This is a genomic window from Rhodococcus kronopolitis, assembly GCF_042654025.1.
In the GTDB taxonomy this organism is placed as follows: Bacteria; Actinomycetota; Actinomycetes; order Mycobacteriales; family Mycobacteriaceae; genus Rhodococcus_G; species Rhodococcus_G kronopolitis.
The window spans coordinates 67,538-94,212 of record NZ_JBHSFO010000002.1 but is presented as its reverse complement, the minus strand read 5'-3'; the positions used below and the strand labels follow the sequence as shown (position 1 = coordinate 94,212).

At 70.5% G+C, this 26,675-nt stretch carries 28 protein-coding genes; 21 read left to right on the top strand and 7 right to left on the bottom strand.

Translation table 11 applies throughout. From position 1 onward, the window contains the following. Positions 1 to 35 precede the first annotated feature (35 nt). The 5 genes from pdxS to ACFO6S_RS03555 all read left to right on the top strand — a co-directional run bounded on the left by pdxS (position 36) and on the right by ACFO6S_RS03555 (position 3,524). On the top strand, positions 36 to 938 hold the full coding sequence (gene pdxS, locus ACFO6S_RS03575; RefSeq protein ID WP_378414243.1) for a pyridoxal 5'-phosphate synthase lyase subunit PdxS: 903 nt from the start codon (positions 36 to 38) through the stop codon (positions 936 to 938). A 9-nt stretch (positions 939 to 947) separates the two neighbouring features. After that, the gene (locus ACFO6S_RS03570) at positions 948 to 1,622 is read left to right on the top strand and encodes an AzlC family ABC transporter permease (RefSeq protein WP_378414241.1); all 675 of its coding nucleotides are present in this window, start codon (positions 948 to 950) and stop codon (positions 1,620 to 1,622) included. After that, positions 1,619 to 1,927, top strand: coding sequence for an AzlD domain-containing protein (locus tag ACFO6S_RS03565; protein WP_378414239.1), 309 nt, complete (start codon positions 1,619 to 1,621; stop codon positions 1,925 to 1,927). Before ACFO6S_RS03570 ends, ACFO6S_RS03565 begins: the two co-directional genes overlap by 4 nt. Positions 1,928 to 2,054: 127 nt before the next feature. After that, entirely contained in the window at positions 2,055 to 2,876 is an 822-nt protein-coding gene (locus tag ACFO6S_RS03560) for an acyl-CoA thioesterase (protein ID WP_378414237.1), read from the top strand. Between the two features lie 186 nt (positions 2,877 to 3,062). Continuing rightward, on the top strand, positions 3,063 to 3,524 hold the full coding sequence (locus ACFO6S_RS03555) for a hypothetical protein (protein WP_378414235.1): 462 nt from the start codon (positions 3,063 to 3,065) through the stop codon (positions 3,522 to 3,524). A gap of 140 nt (positions 3,525 to 3,664) precedes the next feature. Here the strand turns inward: ACFO6S_RS03555 and ACFO6S_RS03550 are convergent, their stop codons facing one another. Continuing rightward, a complete protein-coding gene (locus ACFO6S_RS03550) occupies positions 3,665 to 5,398 on the bottom strand; it encodes an APC family permease (protein ID WP_417714997.1) in 1,734 nt (577 codons plus the stop codon). 257 nt (positions 5,399 to 5,655) lie between these two features. Between ACFO6S_RS03550 and ACFO6S_RS03545 the strand changes: the two genes are divergently transcribed. The 12 genes from ACFO6S_RS03545 to ACFO6S_RS03490 all read left to right on the top strand — a co-directional run bounded on the left by ACFO6S_RS03545 (position 5,656) and on the right by ACFO6S_RS03490 (position 18,265). Then, a complete protein-coding gene (locus ACFO6S_RS03545) occupies positions 5,656 to 6,120 on the top strand; it encodes a YbaY family lipoprotein (RefSeq protein ID WP_378414231.1) in 465 nt (154 codons plus the stop codon). Positions 6,121 to 6,185: 65 nt separating this feature from the next. Continuing rightward, positions 6,186 to 6,809 carry a pyridoxal 5'-phosphate synthase glutaminase subunit PdxT gene (gene pdxT, locus ACFO6S_RS03540; protein WP_378415196.1) on the top strand — a complete coding sequence of 208 codons (624 nt, stop codon included), beginning with the start codon at positions 6,186 to 6,188 and terminating at the stop codon, positions 6,807 to 6,809. Positions 6,810 to 6,889: 80 nt separating this feature from the next. After that, complete coding sequence (locus ACFO6S_RS03535; RefSeq protein ID WP_378414229.1) at positions 6,890 to 7,642, top strand: YebC/PmpR family DNA-binding transcriptional regulator; 753 nt, start codon at positions 6,890 to 6,892, stop codon at positions 7,640 to 7,642. Positions 7,643 to 7,810: 168 nt separating this feature from the next. Next, entirely contained in the window at positions 7,811 to 8,395 is a 585-nt protein-coding gene (ruvC, locus tag ACFO6S_RS03530) for a crossover junction endodeoxyribonuclease RuvC (protein WP_378414227.1), read from the top strand. After that, positions 8,392 to 9,003, top strand: coding sequence for a Holliday junction branch migration protein RuvA (gene ruvA / locus ACFO6S_RS03525; protein WP_378414225.1), 612 nt, complete (start codon positions 8,392 to 8,394; stop codon positions 9,001 to 9,003). The genes ruvC and ruvA overlap by 4 nt, the downstream gene beginning before the upstream one ends. Positions 9,004 to 9,005: 2 nt before the next feature. Then, entirely contained in the window at positions 9,006 to 10,133 is a 1,128-nt protein-coding gene (ruvB, locus tag ACFO6S_RS03520; protein WP_378414223.1) for a Holliday junction branch migration DNA helicase RuvB, read from the top strand. A gap of 73 nt (positions 10,134 to 10,206) precedes the next feature. After that, positions 10,207 to 10,620: a preprotein translocase subunit YajC gene (gene yajC, locus ACFO6S_RS03515; RefSeq protein WP_378414221.1), complete on the top strand. Its 414-nt coding sequence runs from the start codon at positions 10,207 to 10,209 to the stop codon at positions 10,618 to 10,620. A gap of 113 nt (positions 10,621 to 10,733) precedes the next feature. Next, positions 10,734 to 12,452: a protein translocase subunit SecD gene (gene secD / locus ACFO6S_RS03510; RefSeq protein ID WP_378414219.1), complete on the top strand. Its 1,719-nt coding sequence runs from the start codon at positions 10,734 to 10,736 to the stop codon at positions 12,450 to 12,452. A 3-nt stretch (positions 12,453 to 12,455) separates the two neighbouring features. After that, positions 12,456 to 13,634, top strand: a complete 1,179-nt coding sequence (secF, locus tag ACFO6S_RS03505; protein WP_378414218.1) for a protein translocase subunit SecF — start codon at positions 12,456 to 12,458, stop codon at positions 13,632 to 13,634. A gap of 4 nt (positions 13,635 to 13,638) precedes the next feature. Beyond that, positions 13,639 to 15,330, top strand: coding sequence for an ABC transporter substrate-binding protein (locus tag ACFO6S_RS03500; RefSeq protein ID WP_378414216.1), 1,692 nt, complete (start codon positions 13,639 to 13,641; stop codon positions 15,328 to 15,330). Beyond that, positions 15,312 to 15,863 carry an adenine phosphoribosyltransferase gene (locus ACFO6S_RS03495; protein WP_378414215.1) on the top strand — a complete coding sequence of 184 codons (552 nt, stop codon included), beginning with the start codon at positions 15,312 to 15,314 and terminating at the stop codon, positions 15,861 to 15,863. The genes ACFO6S_RS03500 and ACFO6S_RS03495 overlap by 19 nt, the downstream gene beginning before the upstream one ends. Before the next feature lie 71 nt (positions 15,864 to 15,934). Next, the gene (locus ACFO6S_RS03490; protein WP_378414213.1) at positions 15,935 to 18,265 is read left to right on the top strand and encodes a RelA/SpoT family protein; all 2,331 of its coding nucleotides are present in this window, start codon (positions 15,935 to 15,937) and stop codon (positions 18,263 to 18,265) included. A 233-nt stretch (positions 18,266 to 18,498) separates the two neighbouring features. Here the strand turns inward: ACFO6S_RS03490 and ACFO6S_RS03485 are convergent, their stop codons facing one another. Together ACFO6S_RS03485 and ACFO6S_RS03480 are read right to left on the bottom strand one after the other, a co-directional pair. Then, entirely contained in the window at positions 18,499 to 19,293 is a 795-nt protein-coding gene (locus tag ACFO6S_RS03485) for a peptidylprolyl isomerase (RefSeq protein ID WP_378414211.1), read from the bottom strand. Then, a complete protein-coding gene (locus ACFO6S_RS03480) occupies positions 19,290 to 20,144 on the bottom strand; it encodes a peptidylprolyl isomerase (RefSeq protein ID WP_378414209.1) in 855 nt (284 codons plus the stop codon). The genes ACFO6S_RS03485 and ACFO6S_RS03480 overlap by 4 nt, the downstream gene beginning before the upstream one ends. Before the next feature lie 160 nt (positions 20,145 to 20,304). Between ACFO6S_RS03480 and ACFO6S_RS03475 the strand changes: the two genes are divergently transcribed. From ACFO6S_RS03475 to ACFO6S_RS03465, 3 genes are read left to right on the top strand one after another with little or no spacing between them, the layout of a single operon-like run. Next, positions 20,305 to 20,985 carry an MBL fold metallo-hydrolase gene (locus tag ACFO6S_RS03475; protein WP_378414207.1) on the top strand — a complete coding sequence of 227 codons (681 nt, stop codon included), beginning with the start codon at positions 20,305 to 20,307 and terminating at the stop codon, positions 20,983 to 20,985. Positions 20,986 to 21,019: 34 nt separating this feature from the next. Beyond that, positions 21,020 to 22,300 (top strand): histidine--tRNA ligase, encoded by a 1,281-nt coding sequence (gene hisS / locus ACFO6S_RS03470; protein ID WP_378414206.1) that lies wholly within the window; start codon positions 21,020 to 21,022, stop codon positions 22,298 to 22,300. Beyond that, positions 22,287 to 22,925: a hypothetical protein gene (locus ACFO6S_RS03465; protein ID WP_378414204.1), complete on the top strand. Its 639-nt coding sequence runs from the start codon at positions 22,287 to 22,289 to the stop codon at positions 22,923 to 22,925. The genes hisS and ACFO6S_RS03465 overlap by 14 nt, the downstream gene beginning before the upstream one ends. 55 nt (positions 22,926 to 22,980) lie before the next feature. Here the strand turns inward: ACFO6S_RS03465 and ACFO6S_RS03460 are convergent, their stop codons facing one another. Both ACFO6S_RS03460 and ACFO6S_RS03455 read right to left on the bottom strand, forming a co-directional pair. Next, positions 22,981 to 23,133: a hypothetical protein gene (locus ACFO6S_RS03460; RefSeq protein ID WP_378414202.1), complete on the bottom strand. Its 153-nt coding sequence runs from the start codon at positions 23,131 to 23,133 to the stop codon at positions 22,981 to 22,983. Positions 23,134 to 23,285: 152 nt separating this feature from the next. After that, positions 23,286 to 24,731 (bottom strand): HNH endonuclease signature motif containing protein, encoded by a 1,446-nt coding sequence (locus tag ACFO6S_RS03455; RefSeq protein ID WP_378414201.1) that lies wholly within the window; start codon positions 24,729 to 24,731, stop codon positions 23,286 to 23,288. Between the two features lie 133 nt (positions 24,732 to 24,864). On the opposite strand from ACFO6S_RS03455, the gene ACFO6S_RS03450 reads away from it, so the two are divergent. Further along, entirely contained in the window at positions 24,865 to 25,515 is a 651-nt protein-coding gene (locus ACFO6S_RS03450) for a class I SAM-dependent DNA methyltransferase (RefSeq protein WP_378414200.1), read from the top strand. A 33-nt stretch (positions 25,516 to 25,548) separates the two neighbouring features. On the opposite strand, the gene ACFO6S_RS03445 is transcribed toward ACFO6S_RS03450, so the two are convergent. Together ACFO6S_RS03445 and ACFO6S_RS03440 are read right to left on the bottom strand one after the other, a co-directional pair. Beyond that, complete coding sequence (locus tag ACFO6S_RS03445) at positions 25,549 to 25,971, bottom strand: HIT family protein (protein ID WP_378414198.1); 423 nt, start codon at positions 25,969 to 25,971, stop codon at positions 25,549 to 25,551. A gap of 4 nt (positions 25,972 to 25,975) precedes the next feature. After that, positions 25,976 to 26,656 carry a TetR/AcrR family transcriptional regulator gene (locus ACFO6S_RS03440; protein WP_378414196.1) on the bottom strand — a complete coding sequence of 227 codons (681 nt, stop codon included), beginning with the start codon at positions 26,654 to 26,656 and terminating at the stop codon, positions 25,976 to 25,978. Positions 26,657 to 26,675: the final 19 nt, after the last annotated feature.

Below are 26,675 nucleotides of genomic sequence, written 5' to 3'. Positions count from 1 at the left end.
GTTCCCCGTACAGGTCACTACCGATGGAGTTTGCCGTGAGCACCGCAGAAACCGCCCCGACCACCGGCACGGCGCGCGTCAAGCGCGGAATGGCCGAGATGCTCAAGGGCGGGGTCATCATGGACGTCGTCACCGCGGACCAGGCCAAGATCGCCGAAGACGCAGGCGCCGTCGCCGTGATGGCCCTCGAGCGGGTGCCCGCGGACATCCGCGCCCAGGGCGGCGTGTCCCGGATGTCCGACCCCGACATGATCGACAGCATCATCTCCGCGGTCAGCATCCCGGTGATGGCCAAGGCCCGCATCGGCCACTTCGTCGAGGCGCAGATCCTGCAGTCCCTCGGCGTCGACTACATCGACGAGTCGGAGGTGCTGACCCCCGCCGACTACGCCAACCACATCGACAAGTGGAAGTTCACCGCTCCCTTCGTCTGTGGCGCCACCAACCTCGGTGAGGCGCTGCGCCGCATCACCGAGGGCGCGGCGATGATCCGCTCGAAGGGCGAGGCCGGCACCGGCGACGTCTCCAACGCCACCACCCACATGCGCACCATCCTCGGCGAGATCCGCCGGCTGAGCTCGCTCAGCGAGGACGAGCTGTACGTCGCGGCCAAGGAGCTGCAGGCGCCGTACGAGCTGGTCGTCGAGGTCGCCACCGCAGGCAAGCTGCCCGTCACGATGTTCACCGCCGGTGGCATCGCCACCCCGGCCGACGCCGCGATGATGATGCAGCTCGGCGCCGAGGGCGTCTTCGTCGGTTCCGGAATCTTCAAGTCCGGCAACCCGGCCCAGCGCGCCGCGGCCATCGTCAAGGCCACCACGTTCCACGACGACCCGGACGTGCTCGCCAAGGTCTCGCGTGGCCTGGGCGAGGCCATGGTCGGCATCAACGTCGACGACCTGCCGGTGGGCCACCGGTTGGCCGAGCGCGGCTGGTGACCCAGCTCGTTGCGTAGCAGCGGCTCCGCCTCGGCGCTGCTGCCGCTGGCACTGGCGATGCTCCTGGTGGGGGCGTCGTTCGGTGCGGTGGCGGTGGCCGCCGGGGTGTCGGTGCCGCAGACAGTCGCGCTGTCCGCCCTGGTGTATGCGGGCGGCGCGCAATTCCTCGTCGTCGCGGCGGTGGCGGCCGGTGCCGCCCCCGCCGCGATTGCGTTCGGTGGCCTGCTGCTCAACGCCCGGCACCTGCCGTACGGGTTGGTGCTGGCGGAGGTGCTCGCAGGCCGACGGTGGGCGAGCCTGCTCGGTGCGCACCTGCTGACCGACGAGGTGACGGCGTTCACCACCGCGGAGCTGGCCGGACACGGCGACCCCGCGCGGGCCCGGCGCACCTACTTCGCGGCCGGCCTGACGCTGTTCCTGGCCTTCAACCTCGGCACCGCGTTCGGCGCGGTGGGCGGCGAGCTGATCGGAGACCCCGCCGCGCTCGGCGTCGACGCGGCCTTCCCGGCGGCGCTGCTGGCACTGACCGCCGGTGTGTGGCGGTACCGGACGGACCGCCGCGTGGCCCTGCTGGGCGCCGTGATCGCGGTGCTGCTCACCCCGGTGCTGCCCGCCGGACTCGGGGTGATCGCCGGGCTCGGGGGACTGGTGGCCGCCGGCCGGGCCGGGGAGGCGTCCGCGTGAGCTGGGGGCTGATCGCGGTGCTGGCCGTCGGCACGTTCGCGCTGCGGATCGCCGGTCCGGTGTTGCGTGCCCGGATCCACCTGAGCCCGAACGCGGTTCGGCTGCTCGGGTTGGCCGCGACGGCGCTGCTGGTCGCGCTCGCGGTGACCCAGACGGTGTACGCGGGCGACGGGTTCGCCGGCTGGGCGCGGGTGCTCGGGGTCGGCGTTGCCGGACTGCTGATCTGGCGTCGGGCGCCGTTCGTGGTGGTGGTCGTCGGGGCCGCCGCGGCCACGGCGCTGCTGCGGGTCGCCGGGATCTCCTGACGTCCGGGGCCGGTGGCCGGGCTCGCGTCCCCTCCTGCCGACGGCGCGGCGGACGTCCGACGGTCCCCGGGGCCGGGCAGAGCTGTTGCTAGCCTGACGAAGTCGGGTCGCCGGAAGAGGGAGCGCCATGTCGTCCATCGAAGAGATTCTCGAGCTCGAACGCCTGGAGAAGGACATCTTCCGGGGCATCGTCGCCGACACCATCCTCACCCGGACCTTCGGCGGTCAGGTGGCAGGCCAGGCGCTGGTCTCGGCGGTGCGGACCGTCGACGAGCGGTACCGGGTGCACTCGCTGCACGGCTACTTCCTGCGGCCGGGTAACCCGACGATCCCCACCGTGTTCCTGGTCGACCGGATCCGTGACGGCCGGTCGTTCTGCACCCGCCGGGTCACCGGGGTCCAGGACGGGCAGGCGATCTTCACCATGTCCGCGTCGTTCCACATCGGGGACGTGGGCATCGAACACGAGGACCGGATGCCACCGGTGCCGGACCCGGAAGACCTTCCGGACACCGCCGACATCGCCAGCGACGAACTGTCCTGGGAGTTTCGCGAGTGGGCGAACTGGGACCTTCGCTTCGTCCCGGAGGACCAGGTGACGCGGCGCGAGGGGGTGCCTGCCCAGCAGCAGGTGTGGTTCCGCTACCGCGGGAGCCTGCCCGACGACCCGGTCTTCCACGTGTGCACCCTGGCGTACATGAGCGACATGACCCTGCTCGGTTCCGCGCAGGTTCCGCATCCGGACGTGCGGGTGCAGCAGGCCTCGCTCGACCACGCGCTGTGGTTCATGCGGCCGTTCCGCGCCGACGAGTGGCTGCTCTACGACCAGTCGTCGCCGTCGGCCGGATTCGGCCGGGCGCTGACCCAGGGTCGGATCTTCGACCGGCAGGGGCACCTGGTGGCCGCGGTGGTGCAGGAGGGGCTGACCCGGTTGGTCCGCGAGGACTGACCGCTCCCGGGACGCACGGCCGGGAACCGCCGCTGTGCCCCTGGGCAGGTTCGGGTCCGACACGCGGGATTTGCCCGGAATCGGGACACGGTCGTTGCTCTAGGGAAACATGCCATTCGGAACACCATCGATCCCCTTGTTTGAGCACGGCCCAACCCCGGGCACACGCGAAGATTAGGACGGACTATGAAGGCATTTTCCACGAGGATTCTCACGCGCGCCGGCGCGGTCGCGGCAGTCGCCGCCGCGGCGGCGATCGCCGGCCCGGCCATCGGTTCCGCGGCGGTCGCGGGCAACGTCACCGTCGAGACCGACGTCAACGTCATCATCGCGAGATTCCACCAGGTCAACTCGCCCACCCTGGTGAACTGCTTCGCCGACGTGCGCGCCGAGTCCAACGGCGCGGTCGTCGCGAGGGACATCGATGTCGACATCAACGGGGCAGGCGCAGGTGTCTTTGCCACCCAGTACCTGCCGCACGGTACCTACCTGCTCGAGGCCGGATGCGTCGACGGGAGTGGCACGACCCTGTTCACCCCGGTCGGCGGCAAGGTCGTGGACATCGTCGACGAAGGTACGGGCAGTGCCGGAAGCAGCGGCAGCGCGAGTGGAAGTGCCGGCAGTACCGGCGGGTTCTTCGGCAGCTAGCCGACGGGAGGAGAGCACCGGATCACGCGGTCGGCGGTCGTGGAGTTCGTGTTCCGACTTCGGCCGTGATCGCGTCCGCGTGATCCGCGGCTCTCCTTCCGGGGGTATGCCTTCGGGTGTCAGGTCGAGGGTTCACGCGCTCATGGCGTGCCGACCCGACGCGTCCGGTCTTCGGGGACCGACCGACCGACTCGCAGCCGGACCCGGCAGATGACCGCGTCGGTCTCGCGGCGCAGCGCACGGTCGAGTTCGTCGCCCCGGCGGTTCGGCAGGATCCGCTGCCAGGCGGTGCCCGGTTCGACCTCGCCGATCACCACGACCACCCTTCTGCCCTCGAACGTCTCGGTGACGTACCGCGTCAGGGTGGGCGCGAGGCCGGCGTCGGCGTCGTCCAGCAGTACCAGCGGCACCCCGGGATGCCAGGCCTCCCAGGCCTTCGTGAATGCGCGTGGGGACTCGCCGACCGGGCAGACCCGGACCGCGACCACGTCGCTGCCGAGGGACAGCGCGGTCTCGATCGCCTCGCGGCTGAGCGCGGAGACCTCGGCGACCGGGACCACGACGACGGTGCCGTTCGCGGCGGGGACGGCGGGCACCTCGCCGAGGTGCAGGCTGCCGCCGATCGCCGAGTACGCGGCGCGCACCCGCTCCATCAGGAAGACCAGCAGCGGCAGGGCGACCACGATCAGCCAGGCGCCTTCGGTGAACTTCATGGCGGTGGTGACCAGGGCGGCAACCGCGGTCAGGGTGGCGCCGAAGCCGTTGAGCGCCGCCCGCCACCGCCAGCCGGTGCCGCGGGTGACTCGCCAGTGCCGGACCAGGCCGACCTGGGCGATGGTGAACCCGACGAAGACGCCGATGGCGAAGAGCGGCACCAGGGTGTTCATGTTTCCGCGTGAACCGATCAGCAGGATGCCCGCGAAGACGCCCAGCGTCAGCACCCCGTGGCGGTAGACCTGGCGTGAGGAACGCAGTGCGAACCGGTGCGGCAGGCAGTTGTCGTCGGCCAGCAGGCGCATCAGCGTCGGCAGCCCGCCGTAGGAGGTGTTCGCGGCCAGGGCGAGCAGCACGACGGTGGCGAACTGCACCACGTAGTAGCCGATTCCGTGTCCGAGCGAGGCCTCGGTGAGCTGGGAGAGCACGGTGGTGCCCTCGACCGGGTGCAGCGCGAACTTGCCGATCAGCACGGCGAGTCCGATCAGCATGGTGCCCAACAGGATTCCCAGCGCCACCTCCGCTCGCTGCGCGGTGCGTACCCGCGGTTCCCGGAAGCTCGGCACGGCGTTGGCGATGGCCTCCACGCCGGTCAGGGCTGCGCAGCCGCTGGCGAACGCCTTCAGGAGCAGGAGCACCCCGACCGTCTGCACGTTGACGGCGACGGCGGTGCCCTCGGCGACGCTCAGCGGCTCGCTGCGCAGCAGCCCGGCGATGATCACCGTGAAGATGCCGACCACGAACACGGCTGTCGGGATCATGAACGCGCGGGCACTGCTCGCGATGCCGCGCAGGTTCAGGGCGGTGACGCCCACCAGCACCGCCAGGCAGATCCATACGGCGTAGGGCAGCAGCGCGGGAAAGGCCGAGGTGAGGGCGGCGACGCCGGCGGCGATGGAGACCGCCACGTTGAGGACGTAGTCGACCACGAGGGAGGCGGCCGCGACCAGTCCGGTGCGGTGGCCCAGCCGCGCGCGTGCCACCGCGTAGGCGCCGCCGCCGTTGGGGTAGGCCGCGATCAGCTGACGGTAGGACGCCACCAGGACGGCGAGCAGTGCCGCGATCGCGAGCGTGACCGGCAGGGTGAACCCGAGCCCCGCGCCACCCGCGACGGCGAGCACCAGGACGATGGCCTCCGGTCCGTAGGACACCGAGGCCATCGCGTCCAGCGACAGGCCGGCCAGGCCGGTCGACACCGAGAGTTTGCGCCTGTCGGCGGTCCCGGACGAGCGGCCGGGCCGGGGCGTCCGGATGAGCAGTGTGTTGGTCACGGCTGCGAGTGTGGGCGCGAGGTTCGTCGCCGACCGCGGCCTTGACGGATCCCTGACGGCGCGCGGTGCCGTCTTGGCGCGGTGGGTGCGGCGGCGGGCGTTCCTCCGCCCGGCGTCGCCGCGGCGGGCATCCGTATCCTCGTTGCGTGCAGAGGAGACGAATTCTGGAACTGACGCTGGGCGGTGCCGCACTGGTCGCGGTGGCCGTTGCGGTGGGCATCTCGCTCGGCTCGTCGGGTGGCGACGCGTCGTCGTCCGCCGAGGGCTCCGCCGCGGATGCCCTGACCGTCGCGGGGGACGTCGCCTATCGCGAACGTATCGCCTGGCCGGCAGGGGCGGTCGTCACGGTCAGGATCGAGGACGTCTCGCGCGCCGACGCGCCGTCGACGGTGCTCGCGGAGCAGCAGATCGTCGACGCCACCGGAATCCCGGTGCCGTTCGAGCTCTCGGTCCCGCGCGCGCAGGTGCCCCCGCACGCCCGGCTCGCGATCCGGGCCCAGATCACGGTCGACGGCGCGCTGCGCTGGACCACCGACACCTTCCTGCCGGTGCCCACCGACACGCCGGTGCCGCCCCAGCACCTGCTGCTGGTGGGGGTGCGTCAGCCGTGACCGTCGTCAGCAGCCCCGAGATCGAGGAATCAGTGTCCATCACGTCAACGACAGGCGAATCAGTCATCAGCACAACACAACCCACCATCGGCGTACTCGCCCTGCAGGGCGACGTCCGCGAACACCTGGCCGCGCTCGAGGCCTCGGGCGCGCACGCCGTGACCGTCCGCCGACAGTCCGAGCTCGACGCCGTGGACGGACTGGTCATCCCCGGCGGCGAGTCCACCACGATGAGCCGACTTCTCACGGTCTTCGACCTGCTCGAGCCGCTGCGGGCCCGCCTGCGGGACGGGATGCCGGCCTACGGGTCCTGTGCCGGCATGATCATGCTCGCGAACGAGGTGCTCGACACCCGGCCGGACGCCCAGTGCCTGTCCGGACTGGACATCACCGTGCGCCGCAACGCGTTCGGTCGCCAGGTGGACTCCTTCGAGGAGGACCTCGACTTCGTGGGCATCGAGGGCGACCCGATCCGCGCGGTGTTCATCCGCGCACCCTGGGTCGAGCGGGTCGGCCCCGACGTCGAGGTGCTGGCCACCGTGCCGGACGGCCCCGCCGCCGGGCGGGTGGTCGCGGTGCGCCAGGGCGGCGTGCTGGCGACCTCCTTTCATCCCGAGGTCACCGGCGACAGGCGGGTCCATCAGCTCTTTGTCGGCATGGTGCGGGGGCTGGCCCCGACGCCCGCGTAAACTCAGCGGTACTGTGTGCTCCCCGCTGCAGCGTGCACCGCTGTTGTGCGGGTATCTAACAACGGGAAGAGGGACTACGCATGAGCGGCCACTCCAAATGGGCCACCACCAAGCACAAGAAGGCCGCGATCGACGCCAAACGCGGTAAGTCCTTCGCGAAGCTTGTCAAGAACATCGAGGTGGCGGCGCGTACGGGTGGCGGCGATCCTGCGGGAAACCCGACCCTCTACGACGCCATCCAGAAGGCCAAGAAGAGTTCCGTCCCGAACGACAACATCGAGCGCGCGCGCAAGCGTGGTGCCGGTGAAGAGGCGGGCGGCGCCGACTGGCAGACCATCATGTACGAGGGCTACGGCCCCAACGGTGTTGCGCTGCTCGTCGAGTGCCTCACCGACAACCGCAACCGCGCCGCCGGTGAGGTGCGCACCGCGATGACCCGCAACGGCGGCAACCTCGCCGATCCCGGCTCGGTGTCGTACCTGTTCACCCGCAAGGGTGTCGTGCTGCTCGAGAAGGGCGGCCGCAGCGAGGACGAGATCCTCGAGGTGGTCCTCGAGGCCGGCGCCGAGGAGATCAACGACCTCGGCGACACCTTCGAGATCGTCTCGGAGGCAGCCGACATGATCGCCGTGCGGACCGCACTGGTGGACGCCGGCATCGACTACGAGTCCGCCGACCCGGACTTCCGCGCCTCCGTCGAGGTGCCGGTCGACGCGGACGGCGCGCGCAAGGTCTTCAAGCTCGTCGACGCCCTCGAGGAGTCCGACGACGTGCAGAACGTGTACACCAATGTGGACCTGTCCGACGAGGTCCTGGCCGAGCTCGACGCCTGACCGCCCGGTCGCGTCGGCCCCGCGGCCGGCGCGACCGCGTGTTGGTCTTCCTGCCTGTCGTACCCTCGACATATACTCTCGAACAGCTGTTCGCAGCGCTGTCCGTGTCGGCACAGTCGCCGGTGGGGTCGGTGCCGATCGAGTGTCATGGTGTCGAGAGGTGAGTGGATGCGCGTCCTGGGAGTGGACCCCGGGCTGACCCGGTGCGGCTTCGGAGTCGTCGACGCCGGCCGCGGCCGCACGGTGACCCCGGTGGCGGTGGACGTGATCCGCACCCCGCCCGAGATGGACCTGGCGCGGCGACTGCTCGGCATCTCGGAGGCGGCCGAACAGTGGCTCGACCGCTACCAGCCGACCGTCGTCGCGGTCGAAAGGGTCTTCTCCCAACACAACGTGCGCACCGCGATGGCGACCGCACAGGCCGGTGGCGTGGTCGCCCTGGCCGCCGCCCGCCGCGGCATCGACGTCTGCTTCCACACCCCGAGCCAGGTGAAGTCCGCGGTCACCGGCAACGGCGACGCGGACAAGAAGCAGGTCACCGCGATGGTGACCAAGATTCTCGGGCTGTCCGTCGCCCCCAAACCGGCCGATGCCGCCGACGCCCTCGCGTTGGCGATCTGTCACTGCTGGCGGGCCCCGATGCTCGCCAGGATGGCCCAGGCGGAGCAGGCGGCCGCCGAACAGAAGCTGCGCTACGCGGCGAAACTCGCGGCAGCTACCGACTCCAGGCTCAAGAAGGCAGGTACCCGATGATCGCCTCCGTTCGCGGTGAGGTGCTCGAGATCGCGCTCGACCACGTGGTGCTCGAGGCGGCAGGCGTCGGCTACCGCCTCAACGCCACCCCGGCGACGCTGTCCACGCTCTCGCGCGGCGCCGACGTGCGGCTGGTGACGGCGATGATCGTCCGCGAGGACTCGATGACGCTGTACGGCTTCCACGACACCGAGTCCCGGGACCTGTTCGGGCTGTTGCAGACGGTCTCCGGGGTGGGGCCGCGGCTGGCGATGGCGACGCTCGCCGTGCTCGAACCGACCGCACTGCGCAAGGCTCTCGCCGAGGGCAACGTCACCGCGCTGACCCGGGTGCCCGGGATCGGCAAGCGGGGCGCCGAACGGATGGTCGTCGAACTGCGGGACAAGGTCGAGGCCGTGCCGACCTCGCCCGACCGGCTGGCGGACGGTGCGCTGCCTGCCGTCGTCCCGGGCCTGGTCCGGGAGCAGATCGTCGAGGCGTTGGTGGGCCTCGGCTTCCCGCTCAAGCAGGCCGAGCCGGCCACCGACTCGGTGCTCGCGGCCAACCCCGACGCCGACACCTCCACCGCGCTGCGCGCGGCGCTCAGTCAGCTGGGTAAGACGCGGTGACCATGCCCGCCAACGGTTTCGGCGACGACGGCGCGTTCGACGACGGCGCCTTCGGTGACGGTGCCTTCGACGTCGAGGAGTCGGCCGTCACCGCCAGCTTGGTCGCCGGGGACGGCGACATCGAGGCGAGCCTGCGGCCGACCTCGCTGGACGACTTCATCGGTCAGCCCCGGGTGCGCGAGCAGCTGCAACTGGTGCTCACCGGTGCCAAGATGCGCGGCGGCACCCCGGACCACATCCTGCTCTCCGGTCCGCCCGGACTGGGCAAGACCAGCATGGCGATGATCATCGCCACCGAGCTCGGCACGTCCCTGCGGCTCACCTCGGGGCCTGCGCTGGAACGGGCGGGCGACCTCGCGGCGATGCTGAGCAACCTCGTCGAGGGCGACGTGCTGTTCATCGACGAGATCCACCGGATCGCGCGCCCCGCGGAGGAGATGCTGTACCTGGCGATGGAGGACTTCCGGGTCGACGTCATCGTCGGCAAGGGGCCGGGGGCCACCTCGATTCCGCTGGAGGTGGCGCCGTTCACCCTGGTCGGCGCCACCACCCGGTCCGGTGCGCTGACCGGTCCGCTGCGCGACCGCTTCGGATTCACCGCGCACATGGACTTCTACGACCCGCCGGAGCTGCAACGGATTCTCATCCGGTCCGCCGGGATCCTCGGTGTCGAACTCTCCGAGGACGCCGGCGCCGAGATCGCCCGACGCTCCCGGGGCACACCGCGCATCGCCAACAGGCTGCTGCGCCGGGTCCGCGACTTCGCCGAGGTCCGGGCCGACGGCGTGATCACCCGCGAGATCGCCCGCGCGGCGCTGGCCGTCTACGACGTGGACGAGCTGGGTCTGGACCGACTGGACCGGGCGGTGCTCAGCGCGCTGATCCGCAGTTTCGGCGGCGGTCCGGTCGGCGTCTCGACCCTCGCCGTCGCGGTGGGGGAGGAACCGAGCACCGTCGAGGAGGTCTGCGAGCCGTTCCTGGTGCGTGCGGGCATGATTGCGCGCACCCCGCGGGGCCGGGTGGCCACCGCGGCGGCCTGGCAGCAGCTCGGCCTGACACCCCCGCCGGAGGCCGCGGCGGGCGGCATCGAGGTCCGAGTTAACGAACCTCCGCAGTCTTCGCGGGACTAGTGGCACACTGGGGTACGGCGGCGGTCCGACCTGGTCCGGCCGCACGGACAAACGTTTAGGACTGACTTCAACAATGGAACTGCTGTTTCCGCTCCTTATTCTCGCCCTGCTCGTGCCGATGTTCCTCGGCATCCGCCGCCAGAAGAAGGAAATGGCGAAGACCGCCGAGATGCAGGATTCGCTGACCGTTGGCAATCGTGTGCTCACCACCTCAGGCCTGCACGGCACCATCGTCGAGCTCGATGACGACACCGTCGAGCTGGAGATCGCGCCGGGCGTCGTGACCACCTGGTCGCGCCTGGTGATCCGCGAGCTGATCGTGGACGACGCGGACCTCGACGAGGACGACCTCGACGACGACGACGACCTCGACGAGGACGTTGCCGACGAGGCTGTCGCCGACGAGAGCGTCGCAGACAAGGTGATCGACGAAACCCCCGAGGAGACCCAGATTCGCCTCGACAAGGGTCGCCCCGACAAGGAGTGAGCTAGATACATTTCCGCTGCCGAGTGCCCTCGCTCGGCAGCGGTCGTGTCTCGGGCGGCCTTCCTCCGTCCGGGCACGGCACCCCATACGCACTTCTAGGAGAACAACGGATCGTGGCACCTTCTACTGGAGCCGTACGACCAGCGCGTTCGCTCGTGATATTCGGGCTGATCGTTGCGGCGCTGTACGCGCTCGTCTTCTTCACGGGGGACAAGTCCCCGACGCCTAAGCTCGGTATCGACCTGCAGGGCGGCACCCGTGTCACCCTGACCGCGCGGACCCCGGACGGCAGTCAGCCGAGCCAGGACTCGCTGCGTCGCGCCCAGGAGATCATCGAGACCCGTGTCAACGGTCTCGGCGTCTCCGGGTCCGAGGTCGTGATCGACGGTGACAACCTGGTCATCACGGTCCCCGGCGACGACAGTTCGCAGGCCCGCACCCTCGGCCAGACCGCACGGCTGTACATCCGGCCGGTCATCGGTTCGCAGGTCTCCGCGAACACACAGGCGCAGGCCCCCGTGACGCAGACGCCGGCTCCGGCCCCCGCTCCCGAGCCGGCACCGGCTCCCGAGCAGGCACCGGCTGAGGCCCCCGCGTCCGAGCCGCAGAACCGTCCGTTCCCCGCACAGGCCCCCGAGCCGACCACGGCGCCTGCGCCGGAGGCCCCCGCGCCGCCGAGCGGTGACATGTCGGACGCGGACAAGGCCGCCGCCGAGATCGCGGCGGCGAAGGCGACCCGGCAGAGCACCGATCCGGCAGTGCAGCAGCAGGCCATGGCCTCGCTGGACTGCAACGCCCCGGACCCGTTGCAGGGCAACGACGACCCGGCGCTGCCGCTGGTGGCCTGCTCCACCGACGGCACCACCGTGTACGTGCTCGGCCCGAGCATCATCGACGGCCAGGAGATCGCCGACGCCACGTCCGCGTTCAACTCGCAGCAGTCCCGCCACGAGGTCAGCCTGACCTTCAAGTCCGACGGCAGCAGCACGTGGGCGCAGTTCACCGCCGCCAACATCGGCAAGCAGGCCGCGTTCACGCTCGACTCGAAGGTGGTCAGCGCGCCGGTCGTGCAGGGCGCGACCCCCGCGGGCAGCGCCACCTCGATCACCGGTGACTTCACCGCGTCCTCGGCCAAGGAACTGGCCAACACCCTCAAGTACGGTTCGCTGCCGCTGTCCTTCCAGGCGTCCGAGGCCGAGACGGTCTCCGCGACCCTGGGCCTGGCGTCGCTGCAGGCAGGCCTGATCGCCGGCCTCGTCGGCCTGATCCTGGTGCTGATCTACTGCCTGGTCTACTACCGCATGCTCGGTGTGCTCACGGCGCTGTCGCTGATCCTCTCCGGGCTGATGGTCTACGCGATCCTGGTGCTGCTGGGCCGGTACATCGGCTTCACCCTGGACCTGGCGGGTATCGCCGGTCTGATCATCGGTATCGGCATGACCGCCGACTCGTTCGTCGTGTACTTCGAGCGGATCAAGGACGAGATGCGGGAGGGCCGCAGCTTCCGCTCGGCCGTGCCGCGCGGTTGGGCGCGTGCGCGCCGGACCATCCTGTCCGGCAACGCGGTCAGCTTCATCGCCGCCGCCGTGCTCTACGTCCTGGCGGTCGGGCAGGTGCGCGGCTTCGCGTTCACCCTCGGCCTGACCACCATCCTCGACGTGATCGTGGTGTTCCTGGTGACCCACCCGCTGGTCCACCTGGCATCGAAGTCCGACTTCTGGTCGAAGCCGAGCGTCAACGGCCTCGGTGCCGTCACGCAGGTCGCCCGGGAACGTAAGACCGCTGCCGCCGGGGCGCACAACGCCGTCGGCGCGCAGTCGAAGGAGGCCTGACAAGTGAGCAACACCACCGGGGACACGTCCCCCGAGAACACGGCCGCAGGCCAGGCGATCCTGCCGCACCACAGCCTGCTGTCCCGGCTGTACACCGGAACCGGCGCCTTCGAGATCGTCGGCAAGCGCAGGATGTACTACGCGATCATCTCGGTGATCGTGCTGATCTCGATCGCCAGCATCGTCTTCCGCGGCTTCACGCTGGGCATCGACTTCGAGGGCGGGTCGCGCATCCAGATGCCCGCCGCCGACAACGTCACCACCGAGCAGGTGGAGGCGGTCTACACGGAGACCATCGGGACCGAGCCGGTCTCGGTGCAGACCGTGGGATCCGGATCCGCGGCCACCATCCAGATCCGTTCCGAGGCACTGGACATCAGTCAGGTCGCCGAGCTGCAGACCGCGTTGTACGACGAGTTCCAGCCGGAGGACAAGGACGGCGTCCCGAGCAAGAACGCGATCTCCGTCGCGGACGTCAGTGAGACCTGGGGCAGCCAGATCACCAAGAAGGCGCTGATCGCGCTGGCGGTGTTCCTGGTGATCGTGGGCATCTACATCGCGATCCGGTTCGAGCGGGACATGGCGATCGCAGGCCTGGTCGCGCTGTTCTTCGACATGGTCGTCACCGCGGGTGTGTACTCGCTCATCGGGCTGGAGGTCACCCCGGCGACGGTGATCGGCTTCCTGACCATCCTGGGTTTCTCGCTCTACGACACCGTCGTGGTGTTCGACAAGGTCGAGGAGAACACCCGGGGCATCCTGCACCTGACCCGCCGCACCTACGCCGAACAGGCGAACCTCGCGGTGAACCAGACGCTGATGCGTTCGATCAACACCACGGTGATCTCGATCCTGCCGGTGATCGGCCTGCTGGTCGTCGCGGTCGGCCTGCTCGGCGTCGGCACCCTGAAGGACCTCGCGGTCGTCCAGCTCGTCGGCATCATCGTCGGCGCGGTGTCGTCGATCTTCTTCGCCACCCCGATGCTGGTGTCGATCAAGGAGCGCTGGGGTCCGGTGGCCGCGCACACCAGGAAGGTGCTCGCGCGTCGCGCGGAGCGGTCCGGCGGGGCGGCTGGGATCTCGGACGCCGCCCTGGCAGGCTCGACGTCGGTCCCTCGGCGGGCGGCCGCCGCGCCGCAGCCGGGATCCCGGCCGACGGGGAAGCGCGACAAGAAGAGGTAGTGGGATGAGTTGGCGTAGACGGATCGGTGCCGCCGGTGCGGGCGCGATCGTGACGGTCGCGGCGGTCACCGGTTGCGCGAAGAGCGAGGACCAGGTCCCGTCCATCGGCTACGCCATCGACAACGTCCTCACCACCTACAACGCGAACACGGTGGACGGCGCCGCGTCGGGTGCCCGGCAGGCGTTCGGGCGGGTGCTCCCGGGGCTGAGTTATCTCGGCCCCGAGGGCATCGCCCTCGCCGACGGCGACGTCGGCACCGCTGCCACCGCACCGGGCGACGCGTTGACCATCTCGTACAAGATCAACCCGGCCGCCGTGTACTCCGACGGCGTGCCGGTCACCTGCGACGACCTCGTGCTGGCCTGGGCGGCCGGCAGCGGCCGGTTCACCGGGCCCGACGGGCAGCAGCTGTTCGACTCGGCCTCCCGGGCGGGCTACTCGGACATCGACCGGGTCGACTGCGCGCCCGGCGCGAAGGACGCCACCGCCGTGTTCGCGCCGGGCCGGGCGTTCGCCGAGTGGCGCGGCCTGTTCGGCGCGACCGCGCTGATGCCTGCCCACGTGGCGGCCCGCGCCGCCGGGGTGCCCGACGTGGCGACCGCGGTGCGCGGCGACGACCCGGCTGCGCTGTCCCGGGTCGCGGACTTCTGGAACAACGGGTGGAAGCTGCCCGTCGGCGAGTTGGACCCGGCGCTGTTCCCGTCCGCCGGGCCGTACCGGGCGGCCTCCTACTCCCCGGAGGACGGTCTGGTCCTCGTCGCGAACGAGAAGTGGTGGGGCAACAAGCCCGGCACCGACCGGATCGTGGTGTGGCCCAAGGGCACCGACCTGGAGGAGAAGATGGCCTCCGGCGACGTCGACATCCTCGACGTCGGCGCGGGTTCCGTCGAGGGACTCGATCCGGGCGAGGGGTACGACACCGTGACCGAGCCGTCGCGCAGCAGCGAACAGCTGGTGCTCGCCACCGGCGGGGCGCTCGGGTCCGCCGAGGCCCGGCGCGCGTTCGCCTCCTGCGTGCCGCGTCAGGCGTTGTTCGACACCCTGGGCCACCCCGGGTACGCCCCGCAGTCCGGGCTCGGATCGGGGGTCCTGAACTCGCGGATCGTGCAGCCGGACACCCTGCTGTACGGACCGGTCGCCGGTGTCGCCGGCAACCGCTACCTGCAGGCGGACACCGGTGCCGCGTCCGGGCACGGGCCGCTCACGGTGCGGGTCGGCTACCTCGCGCCCGACGCGCGCCGCGCCGCCACCGTCGCCGCGATCGCCACGGCCTGTGAGCCCGCCGGGATCACCGTGCAGGACGCGGGGACGGCGGACTTCGCCCCGTCCGCACTGGCCGCGGGGCAGGTGGACGCCCTGCTCGGCGGCACCGCGTCGGCGCCGGGCGCGGCGGGCAGCGACTCCCTGGTGCCGCCGGTGTACTCGCTGGCCGAGGGCAACAGGAACAACGTCGGACAGTTCCGCAACGGCCGGGTCACCGAGATCGCGGGCCAGCTCGCCGTCGAGACCGCCCAGGACCGGCAGCTCGGGCTGGCCGTCGAGGCCGAGAACATCCTGTGGGGGGAGATGCCGTCGCTGCCGCTGTTCAACGAACCGCGGACGACGGCCGTCGCCAACGGCATGCACGCCGCGGTGCCGAATCCCACGGCCGCGGGTGCGGGCTGGAACATGGACAGGTGGATACTGCTCAGGTGAACTACGAGCAGTCCCTGGCCGCCGACGACATCGCCCGCCTCACCCGGTGGGCCGACGACTTCCCCGAGCCCGGCGTCCGGTTCGCCGACCTGACCCCGGTGTTCGCCGACGCCAAGGCGTTTCGCGACATCATCGCGGCGATGGTCGCGGTCGGCTCCGAGGCTGACCTGGTGGCCGGCATCGACGCCCGCGGGTTCCTGATCGGCGGCGGCGTCGCGCTGGCGCTGGACGCGGGGGTGCTCGCGGTCCGCAAGGCGGGCAAGCTGCCGCCGCCGGTGCGCAGCCAGTCCTACGACCTCGAGTACGGGTCGGCGACGCTGGAGGTGCCCGCCGACGGCATCGAACTGCACGGCCGTCGGGTCCTGGTGATCGACGACGTCCTGGCCACCGGCGGAACGCTGCGCGCCACAGCGGAACTGCTCACCGCGGCGGGCGCCGAGGTGGTCGGCATCGCCGTCGTGCTCGAGATCGCCGCGCTCGGTGGCCGGGACCGGCTCGCGGAGTACCCGGTGACGTCCCTGCTGCAGGTCTGAGGACTAAAGTTGTCGCTGGCAGCGTTGTGCCGGCAGCTGAGCAGTTGCGAATCAGTGGGAGGTGACTTCGGATGACCCAGAACCTCGACAGGTCGCGGTCCGGAACGGGCGGGCAGGGGTCGGCCCCCGACGGTCAGGCGCCCGCGGTGCCCACGTCGGCGTCGCGGCGGGTGCGGGCCCGGCTCGCGCGTCGGATCACCGCGCAGCGCAACACGATGATCAAGCCGGTGCTCGAGCCGCTGGTGACCGTGCACCGCGACCTCTACCCGAAGGCGAACCTGGCGCTGCTGCAGCGCGCCTACGACGTCGCCGAGGAGCGGCACGAGGGGCAGACGCGGCGCTCCGGCGACCCGTACATCACCCACCCGCTGGCCGTCGCGACCATCCTCGCCGAGCTGGGCATGGACACCACGACGCTGGTGGCGGCGCTGCTGCACGACACCGTCGAGGACACCGGTTACAGCCTCGAACAGCTCACCGCGGACTTCGGCGACGAGGTCGCGCACCTGGTCGACGGCGTCACCAAGTTGGACAAGGTGGTGCTCGGCACCGCGGCCGAGGGCGAGACCATCCGCAAGATGATCATCGCCATGGCGCGGGACCCCCGGGTGCTGGTGATCAAGGTCGCGGACCGGCTGCACAACATGCGCACCATGCGCTTCCTGCCGCCGGAGAAGCAGACGCGCAAGGCCCGCGAGACACTGGAAGTCATTGCGCCGCTTGCCCATCGGCTGGGAATGGCCACGGTCAAGTGGGAGCTCGAGGACCTCTCGTTCGCGATCCTGCATCCGAAGAAGTACGAGGAGATCGTCCGTCTGGTCGCGGACCGGGCGCCGTCACGCGACACCTACCTGGCGAAGGTGCGGGCCGAGATCAACGCCACCCTCTCGGCGTCGCGGATCAGCGCGGTGGTCGAGGGCAGGCCCAAGCACTACTGGTCGATCTACCAGAAGATGATCGTCAAGGGCCGCGACTTCGACGACATCCACGACCTGGTGGGCGTGCGGATCCTGTGCGACGAGGTTCGCGACTGCTATGCCGCCGTCGGCGTCGTGCACTCGCTGTGGCAGCCGATGGCCGGGCGGTTCAAGGACTACATCGCCCAGCCCCGGTACGGGGTGTACCAGTCGCTGCACACCACGGTGGTGGGCCCGGAGGGCAAGCCGCTGGAGGTGCAGATCCGGACCCGCGAGATGCACCGCACCGCCGAGTTCGGCATCGCGGCGCACTGGCGTTACAAGGAGACCAAGGGCAAGCACTCCAGCGACGTCGCCGAGGTCGACGACATGGCGTGGATGCGTCAGCTCCTGGACTGGCAGCGGGAGGCGGCCGACCCGGGAGAGTTCCTGGAGTCGCTGCGCTACGACCTCGCGGTCAAGGAGATCTTCGTCTTCACCCCGAAGGGCGACGTGGTCACGCTGCCCGCCGGGTCGACTCCGGTGGACTTCGCGTACGCCGTGCACACCGAGGTCGGGCACCGCTGTATCGGCGCCCGGGTCAACGGCCGGTTGGTGGCGCTGGAGCGGACGCTCGAGAACGGCGAGGTGGTGGAGGTGTTCACCTCCAAGGCCGCCAACGCCGGTCCGAGCCGGGACTGGCAGAGCTTCGTCGTCTCGCCGCGCGCCAAGTCCAAGATCAGGCAGTGGTTCGCGAAGGAGCGTCGCGAGGAGGCGCTGGAGGCAGGCAAGGACGCCATCGCCAAGGAGGTGCGGCGCGGCGGGCTGCCGTTGCAGCGCCTGCTCAGCGCCGAGTCGATGGCGGCCATCGCGCACGAGCTGCGGTACGTGGACGTGTCCGCGCTGTACGCGGCGGTGGGGGAGCACAACGTCTCCGCGCAGCACGTGGTGCAGCGACTGGTCGCGCAGCTCGGCGGCGTCGGTGACGTCGAGGAGGAGCTGGCCGCGCGGGCCACGCCGTCGACGATCCCGACGACGTCGCGTCGGGCCACCGACTCCGGCGTGCTGGTGCCCGGCGCCGAGGGGACCGTCGCCAAGCTGGCCAAGTGCTGTACCCCGGTGCCGGGCGACGAGATCATGGGCTTCGTGACCCGGGGCGGCGCGGTCAGCGTGCACCGGGTGGACTGCACCAACGCGTCCTCGTTGCAGGAGCAGTCCGAGCGGATCATCGAGGTGGAGTGGTCGCCGTCGGCGTCGTCGGTGTTCCTGGTGGCCATCCAGATCGAGGCGTTGGACCGGCACCGGCTGCTCTCCGACGTGACCAAGGCCCTCGCGGACGAGAAGGTGAACATCCTCTCCGCCTCGGTGGCCACCTCCGGCGACCGCGTCGCGATCAGCAGGTTCACCTTCGAGATGGGTGACCCGAAGCATCTCGGCCACGTGCTGAACGTGGTGCGCAACGTCGAGGGCGTCTACGACGTGTACCGGATGACCTCCGCCGCCTGACCGAGTGAACGGAAGCGTTCATTCGATTGGATCGAATGAACGTGCCGTTCACTCGGCGAGTTCGGCCGCCGGATCGAGGGCGGCAGGCGGCTCGAACGACCCGGAACGATGGGTACGGCGGCCGGAACGACGTGGGGTTCGGTCGCCGTCCGGTGCGTGCCTTCCGTCAGACGAGTCCGGCCGCGCCGCCCGGTGGCTGGGCGGCGCGGCCGGACTGTCCGGTTCCGTCGGGACTAGCTGACGGTGACGGTCTCGATCTGCACCGCGGAGTTCGGCCTGCCGTCGCCGGCGCCGCGGGAGCTCGCGGTGCCGCCCGCCGCGACCTTGTCCAGGGTGGCCAGGCCGGCCTCGTCGATGGTGCCGAAGACGGTGTACTGCGGGGGCAGCACCGAGTCCGCGTAGACCAGGAAGAACTGGCTGCCGTTCGTGCCGCCCGGGCCGGAGTTGGCCATCGCGACGGTGCCGCGGGGGTAGACCATGCCCTCCTCGACGGCGGGGTCACCGTCCGCGAACGCGGTGGTCGGGTACTCGTTGGCGAAGCGGTAGCCGGGGCCGCCGGTACCGACGCCGGCGGGGTCGCCGCACTGCAGCACCTTGAGGCTGGAACCGGTGGTCAGGCGGTGGCACGGGGTGTCATTGAAGTAGCCCTGCTCGGCGAGGCTGACGAAGCTGTTCACCGTGCACGGCGCCTCGGCGCGGTCCAGGGTCAGCCCGATCGCGCCCTGCGAGGTGGCCATCGCGACGGTCGCGGTCCCGGCGGTCGACACGTCGGCGGTGGCCGGGGCGTTCGCCGGCTTGCTGGCCTGGCCCGCGGCCGGGTACTCGCACGAGACGGTTGCGGCGGCCGCGGCCGGCACGGCGGGCAGCGCCGCGAAGGACGACATGTCCATGGTGGGCGCGGGCGCCGCGGACGCGGTCGTCGTCTTCGACGTCGAACCGGGCGTGGACGCCGCGTCGTCGCCGGAGGAACAGCCGGCCACGACCAGGGCCAACCCGACGCCGGCCGTCACGATCATCGACCGCTTCATGCCGCCACGCTCGCGGTGGTGATCTGGATCGGGGTGTTCGGCTTGCCGCCGCCCGCGGACATCGAGCCGTCGTCGCCGGCCGCGGCGACCTTCTCGATGGTGGCCAGTCCCTCGTCCGAGATGGTGCCGAAGACGGTGTACATCGGCGGCAGCGGGGAGTCGTCGTAGACCAGGAAGAACTGGCTGCCGTTGGTGCCGGGTGCGCCGGTGTTCGCCATCGCGATGGTGCCGCGGGGGTAGGTCACCGTCTCGCCGAGATTCGGGTCGTCGGGGTTGTACTGGTCGGTCGGGAACTCGTTCTCGAAGCCGTATCCGGGTCCGCCGTTGCCCTGGCCCGTCGGGTCACCGCACTGCAGGATCTTCAGGCCGGTGGTGCTCAGGCGGTGGCACGGGGTGTCGTTGTAGTAGCCCTGCTCGGTCAGGCTCACCAGGCTGTTGACCGTGCACGGCGACTCCGCGCGATCGAGGTTCAGGCCGATCGGGCCCTGCGTGGTGTCCAGGTTGACCGTCACGGTGCCCTCGGCCGAGACGCCGGCGCCGTTCGGCGCGGTGACGGGCTTGGCGGCGGGCTGGCCGTCGGGGGTGTACGTGCAGTCGACGGTGGCGGGCAGCGCTTCGCTACGGGCGGTCGGCATTACGCCAGCCTCCTGCGCCGTCGTCGCCGTGTCCGCGGTGTCGTCGCTCTTGGTCAGGTTGTAGACGACCGCACCGGCCGCGACCACGAGGACGACGCCGAACACCGATGCGCCGATCGTCATCTGCTTGCGCTTGCGGTTCTGCTCCGCACGACGTTCGAGCTGTCGTTCCAGCTTCCGTTTCGCGGTCTGGCGACGCTGCTCATTGCTGGGCACTACTGCATACCTCCGATAGCCGGTTGGGCGTGGCGCCCACTGGTAAGTCGCTGGCAAAGTCTGCCAGTAGAACCTGTGAGCATCCTGACGGGATGGGAGCCTAGGCTGTATCCGGCCCCTCGGGGCCACCAACACTCATTGCGAACTAGGAGCGATTGCCGTGCTCGTCACCGGATTCCCCGCCGGAGCCTTCCAGACGAACTGCTACATCCTGGCGCAGGACGACGCGACGGAGTGCGTCGTCGTCGATCCCGGGCAGGAAGCCACCGAGCCGTTGGTCGAGTTCCTCGACAAGACGGGGCTGACGCCGACCGCGGTGCTGCTGACCCACGGGCACCTGGACCACACCTGGTCGGTGGCGCCGGTGTGCGCGAAGTACTCGATCCCGGCCTACATCCACCCCGAGGACCGGTACATGCTCAGCGACCCGCTGCGGGGCACCGGTGCCGCCCTGGCCGCGATGATCGGCGACGCGACCTTCACCGAGCCCGCCGAGGTGATCGAGCTCGCCGACGGCGACGTGCTCGAGCTGGCAGGCATCCGGTTCGAGGTGGACCACACCCCCGGCCACACCCAGGGCTCGGTGGTGCTGCGGACCATGGCCGCCACCGAGGACGGCCCGGTGCAGGTCGCGCTGACCGGCGACACGCTGTTCGCCGGGTCGATCGGTCGTACCGACCTGCCGGGCGGCGACCACGAGCAGCTGCTGCGCTCGATCGCGGCGAAGTTGCTGGTGCTGGGGGACGACACCGCGGTGCTCCCCGGCCACGGCGGCGCGAGCTCGATCGGGCAGGAGCGGGCGTCCAACCCGTTCCTCGTCGGACTGGACGGATCCAGGTAGGGCCTCGAGTTTTCCGATAGGAGAGACTAGACCGGTGAGCAAGCCCAGTAACACCGCATTCTCGGCCCCCAAGGGCGTTCCCGACTACGTGCCGCCGGCGTCGGCGGAGTTCGTCGCGGTCCGCGACGGACTCACCCGCGCAGCCCGGCTCGCCGGATACGGTCACATCGAGCTGCCGATCTTTGAGGACACCGGGCTGTTCGCCCGCGGCGTCGGTGAGTCCACGGACGTGGTCAGCAAGGAGATGTACACCTTCGCGGACCGCGGCGACCGCTCGGTCACGCTGCGCCCGGAGGGCACCGCCGGCGTGATGCGGGCCGTCATCGAGCACAGCCTCGACCGTGGCCAGCTGCCCGTCAAGCTCAGCTACTCGGGGCCGTTCTTCCGCTACGAGCGTCCGCAGGCCGGCCGCTACCGGCAGCTGCAGCAGGTGGGCATCGAGGCGATCGGCGTCGACGACCCGGCCCTCGACGCGGAGGTCATCGCGATCGCCGACGCCGGGTTCCGGTCCCTCGGCCTGGACGGGTTCCGCCTGGAGATCACCTCGCTCGGCGACGACACCTGCCGACCGCAGTACCGAGAGCTGTTGCAGGAGTTCCTCTTCGGCCTCGACCTCGACGAGGACACCCGGCGGCGCGCCGAGATCAACCCGCTGCGCGTGCTCGACGACAAGCGCCCGCACGTCAAGGAGATGACGGCCGGCGCACCCCTGATGCTCGACCACCTCTCCGAGGAGGCGAAGGCGCACTTCGACGAGGTGCTCGCGCACCTCGACGCGCTCGGCGTCCCGTACGTGGTGAACCCGCGGATGGTGCGCGGGCTCGACTACTACACGAAGACCACCTTCGAGTTCGTGCACGACGGACTGGGCGCGCAGTCGGGGATCGGCGGCGGCGGACGCTACGACGGACTGATGGAACAGCTCGGCGGTCAGCCGCTGTCCGGCATCGGGTTCGGCATCGGCGTCGACCGCACGGTGCTCGCGCTCGCGGCGGAGGGCAAGACGGTCGCGAGCCCGGCGCGCTGTGAGGTGTTCGGCGTGCCGCTCGGCGACGAGGCGCGGGCCCGCATGGTGGTGGTGGCCGCGCAGCTGCGGCAGGCCGGTATCCGGACGGACATCGCCTACGGCGGCCGCGGACTCAAGGGCGCGATGAAGGCCGCCGACCGCTCCGGCGCCCGGTTGGCGCTGGTGCTCGGCGAGCGGGACCTCGAGGAGGGCGTGGTCGGGCTCAAGGACCTGGCGACCGGAGACCAGCGGTCGGTGCCGCTCGACGACGTGGTTGCGCAGGTCGGGGCGTTCCTTGGCGAAGGGTGACGCGGCGGCCGGTTCGGTGTCCCTGGACCTGATACCGGCGTCGCTGCTCGCGCCGCGACTGCGTCGGGTGGCCGCGGTCGCGGTCGGACTCGGTGTGCTGGTCGGTGTCGGCGTCGGGTTCTTCACCTCGGCGGGGATGGCGGTGCTGGTCGGTGCGGTGATCGCACTGCCGACTGCGGTGTCGTCGCTGCTGACGATGCGGCGGCGGATCTGGCTTGCCGGCAACGTCCTTCACACCCGCACCGCGGTGCGGTCGCGGTCGGTCGACATCAGTGCCGTGGTGAGCACCGAGCTGGTGGTCCGGGCGGCGCGGGTCAGCCAGGTGCTCCTGCGGGTCGGCGACGGCCGGACCCTGGTGACGGTGCCGCTGGCGCTCTACACCGAGAGCGGCGGACGCGAACTCGAGGTGCTCGCGCTGCGGTCGCTGGCCGACGCCCTCGCGTCGAGCGAGCTGGCGCCGGCGCTGGCCATGTCGACGGTGCTCGTCGGTCAGCTGCGCGCGGAGGCCCGTGGCGCGGGGCTCGAGGAGCGGCCGCTGTACCGGGCCGTGCGCCTGGCGAAGGATGCCGGTCGGGTGCCGCAGACCGTGCTCACCGACCAGGAGGTCGTCGGTCTCACCGACTGACCGGTCAGGTTGGCCCGGCGGGGCCGGTGGGGGCAGGTCGCTAGTCGGATTCGCCTCATACGTAGCGGGCGGAGGCCAGCACGGCCTCCATGTCGATCTCCAGCTCGGGGTGGCGTTCCGCCATTTCGCGGAACTCGGCGATCGCGTCGGCGTGGGTCGGCGGGCGAACGGCCTTGTCGGTGCTGGGGAGCTCGTGTACAGCAGGCATGCGCGCCACCCTAGCGGCGATGCCGTAGCTGCGGAGTCCGCCATCTGTGCGACGCAGACCGGTTGCGGCCGAGTGTGTCTCGGCCGCAACCGGTCCGGTTGTCGGTGGTGCAGGTCTTGGCTGGGTGACGGTGTGGGGCCTGCGCCCGCGGGTCAGGCCGTGTCGATCGCGCGCCGGTTGTGAGCCGGCCGGGGTCTTCGCGCCGGGTCGACCCAGGCCGGGGGTGTGAACCACGGGTGGCCGTCGTCGCCGATGGCCACTGCCCAGTGGTTTCTGTGGATGATCGTGTGGTGCTTCTTGCACAGCAGCACCAGGTTCGACAGTGCGGTTTTGCCGTCGTCGGACCAGTGGATGATGTGGTGGGCGTCGGTCCAGGCGGCGGGGCGTCCGCAGCCGGGGAACGCGCATCCGCAGTCCCGGGCGACGAGCGCTTTCCGCAGGCTTGGTGTGACGAAGCGGGTGCTGCGGCCGACGTCGAGGGGGTTGCCTTCCTTGTCGACGAACACCGCGGTGACTTGGGCGTCGCAGGACAGGCGTGCGGCGATGGCGGCGGAGACGGGTCCGGCCCACGGCATGCTGGCGTGCCGGACGCGGCGGTAGTGCCGAGGCGGCCGGACGTCTGAGCAGCTCTCGCCATGTGTGGATCTGGTTGCACCGACGGGTCCGGTTGCGTTGCCGGAGTGGTAGTCCCAGCCGTTCTTCGTCCAGGCCCCGGTCGCCGGCGTCGGCGCGGTCTTGGTGACGGCGTCCTTGAGGGCGTCGAGGTCGATGGTGACGGTGACGTGTGGTTGTTCGCCGCCCTCGACCGGGCCTCGGGCGTTGTCGAGGTGCCCGCGGATGATCTGCTCCAACGCGTCCGCTCGGCGCTTCGCAGCCGAACGCGGGTCGCGGATCGGGTTTCCGTCGTCGTCGGTGCTCGGGTGCGGCTTGGACAGGCCGGACAGCGCGGTGTTCAGGGCCTCGCCGACCTCGGCGTCAAAACTGCCCTTCACGTGCACTCGTCCGCCCAACGTGGCGGAGGCGTGGAACTCGTTGAGTTCGGGGTTCTCCCCGTCCGGTGGCACAGTCCCGTCGAGCTGCAGCAGCAACTCCAACGCGCGGGCGCGTCTGCGTAGGACGGTGGCGTTCTCGAGTTGGGCGGCGATGAGGAGGTAGGCCTGGCAGTCGTCGGGTCGCCCGGTTTCGGGGTCGGGGTGGTCCCAGTCCGTCTCCACCAACGGGCCAGGCTGGCCGACGGTGAGGCGTTCGAGTCGGGCGAGGAAGTCGACGATCACCTGGACGTGTCCGAGTTCGATCCGTCCGGCGTCGAGCGCGGCGGCCATTCGCGGGCGCAGGGGCAGTTCCCGTCCCAAACGGACGATCTTGCCGGCGTGGCCTGCGGTCATGCGTGTTGTGTCGGAGAGCCAGGAGGTGGTGTCGGCGGCGCCGAGATGATTCGGGACGCAGCGTTGGTCGGCCTCGTGGACCATCCGGACCCGCAGTGCTTCCAACTCGAGGATCTTCTCCGACAGCTCGGGAACAGTCGCGGCCAATTCGGTTTCGTCGAGTCGCCATGCTTCGACCCCGGTGGGGTCGGTGAGCATGGCGTCGAGTTCCATACATCACACGGTACTCGTACATACATTCGATGACAATGATGTTTCGCCAGGTGAACGGTGCATGAGATGTATGACGCCGACCGGGAATGGCCAGCCGACGAGGATGTCGGTCGCTAGGAATATGGTCCTCCGCATGACGGGACCTTCCTACTTGGAGATGACGCGCGCGGCGTACGACACAGTCGCCGCGGACTACGCCGAGCTCGTTCGCGGCATGCTCGCGGATCAGCCGTTCGACCGGGCCATGCTGGCAGCGTTCGCGGAGTTCGTGCACGACGGGGGAGACGGTCCGGTCGCGGACCTGGGCTGCGGGCCGGGCCGGGTGACGGCGCACCTGCGGTCCCTGGGGCTCAGTGCGTTCGGGATCGATCTCTCGCCCGAGATGGTCGCAGTGGCCCGTCGCGACCATCCGGGGCTTCGGTTCGAGGTGGGCTCGATGACGGAACTGGACCTGGAAGACGGTGTCCTCGCGGGAATTGTGGCCTGGTACTCGATCATCCACACCCCGCCGGAGCTGTTGCCGACGGTCTTCGCCGAGTTCCACCGAACGCTGCGGCCCGGCGGCCACCTGATGCTCGCATTCCAGGTCGGCGACGAACGTGTCCGGCTCGAGGAGGCGTACGGGCACACGGTGTCCTACGACGTGTACCGACTCTCGCCCGACCGGATCCTCGGGTTGCTTCGGGAGGCCGGCTTCGACGTGCAGGCGCAGCTCGTGCGGGAACGCACGCCTTCCGAGAAGCAACGTCAGGCGTACCTGATGGCCGACAAGCGTGCCGAGTAGTCGAACGAGTACCCGACCAGCGGCGGACGAAGCTCATCCGGCGCGCATCGCGGCACCGAGCCGCGCCGCGTAGCCGGCCGCCTCGGCCTCGTCGGCGTACTTCGTGCGGGGCCAGAAGAATCCGCGCAGTCCGTCGCCCTTGGCGCGCGGCACCACGTGGACGTGCAGGTGCGGCACGCTCTGCGAGACCACGTTGTTGACGGCGACGAACGAACCCTGCGCGCCGAGCCCGTCGACCACCGCCCGCGAGAGCCGTTGGGCGACAGTGAACAGCGGTGCGACCAGCTCGGGCGGGAGGTCCGCCAGGACGGCGACGTGCCGACGCGGCACCAGCAGCACGTGCCCCTTGAACACCGGACGCCGGTCGAGGAACGCGAGGGTGTCCGGATCCTCGAAGACGAGGTGGGCCGGCGCCGCGCGATCGACGACGTCGCAGAAGGTGCACCCGGCGGGCACCGGTTCAGTCGCCGTCCGCGCACTCGGCCAGCACCGCACCGGCCGCGGCCCGCAGGGACTCCACATCGGTCCAGCCCAGCACCCGCAGTCCGGCGTCGGCCAGCAGCGTCGGGGAGCCGAGCCCTGGGCACGGTGCCTCGCCGCCCTCGACGTCGCTCCGCACGCTGATCACGGTCTCGACGATCCGGAACGGCAGACCTGCCCGCTCGGTCCCGTCGGCGTCGAGCTGTCGCAGCACCGCGGCGGCCAGCGTGGCGTACCGCTCACGCAGGAGCTGACGTTCTCCTCGGAACTGGGTGAACCGATCGGTACGCAGTTCGGGGAGCAGGTAGAGCGCTCCGAGATTCCACCGACCGGACATCAACTGACCGGCGTCGAACAGGATCAACGCGTACAGCCGTACCGCGGCCGGCTCGCCTCGCTCGAGCAGTCGGGTCGCCAGGTCCATCGGCGCGGAGACCGTCTTGTCCAGCAGTGCCGCGAGGATGTCGTCCTTGGTGGCGAAATGGTGGTAGAGCGAGGCCTGGCGCATCCCGACCATCTCCGCGATCTGGCGCGTCGAGGTCGACGAAAACCCCTTGGTGGTGAACAACTCCGCCGCCGCATCGAGGATCTCGGCCTGGGCGGTCGCACCCGGTCGACGACGCGTGGTCAGCCGGGGACGGCCCGGTCCGGCGGTGGTCACCATCCCATCCTGTCAGAGT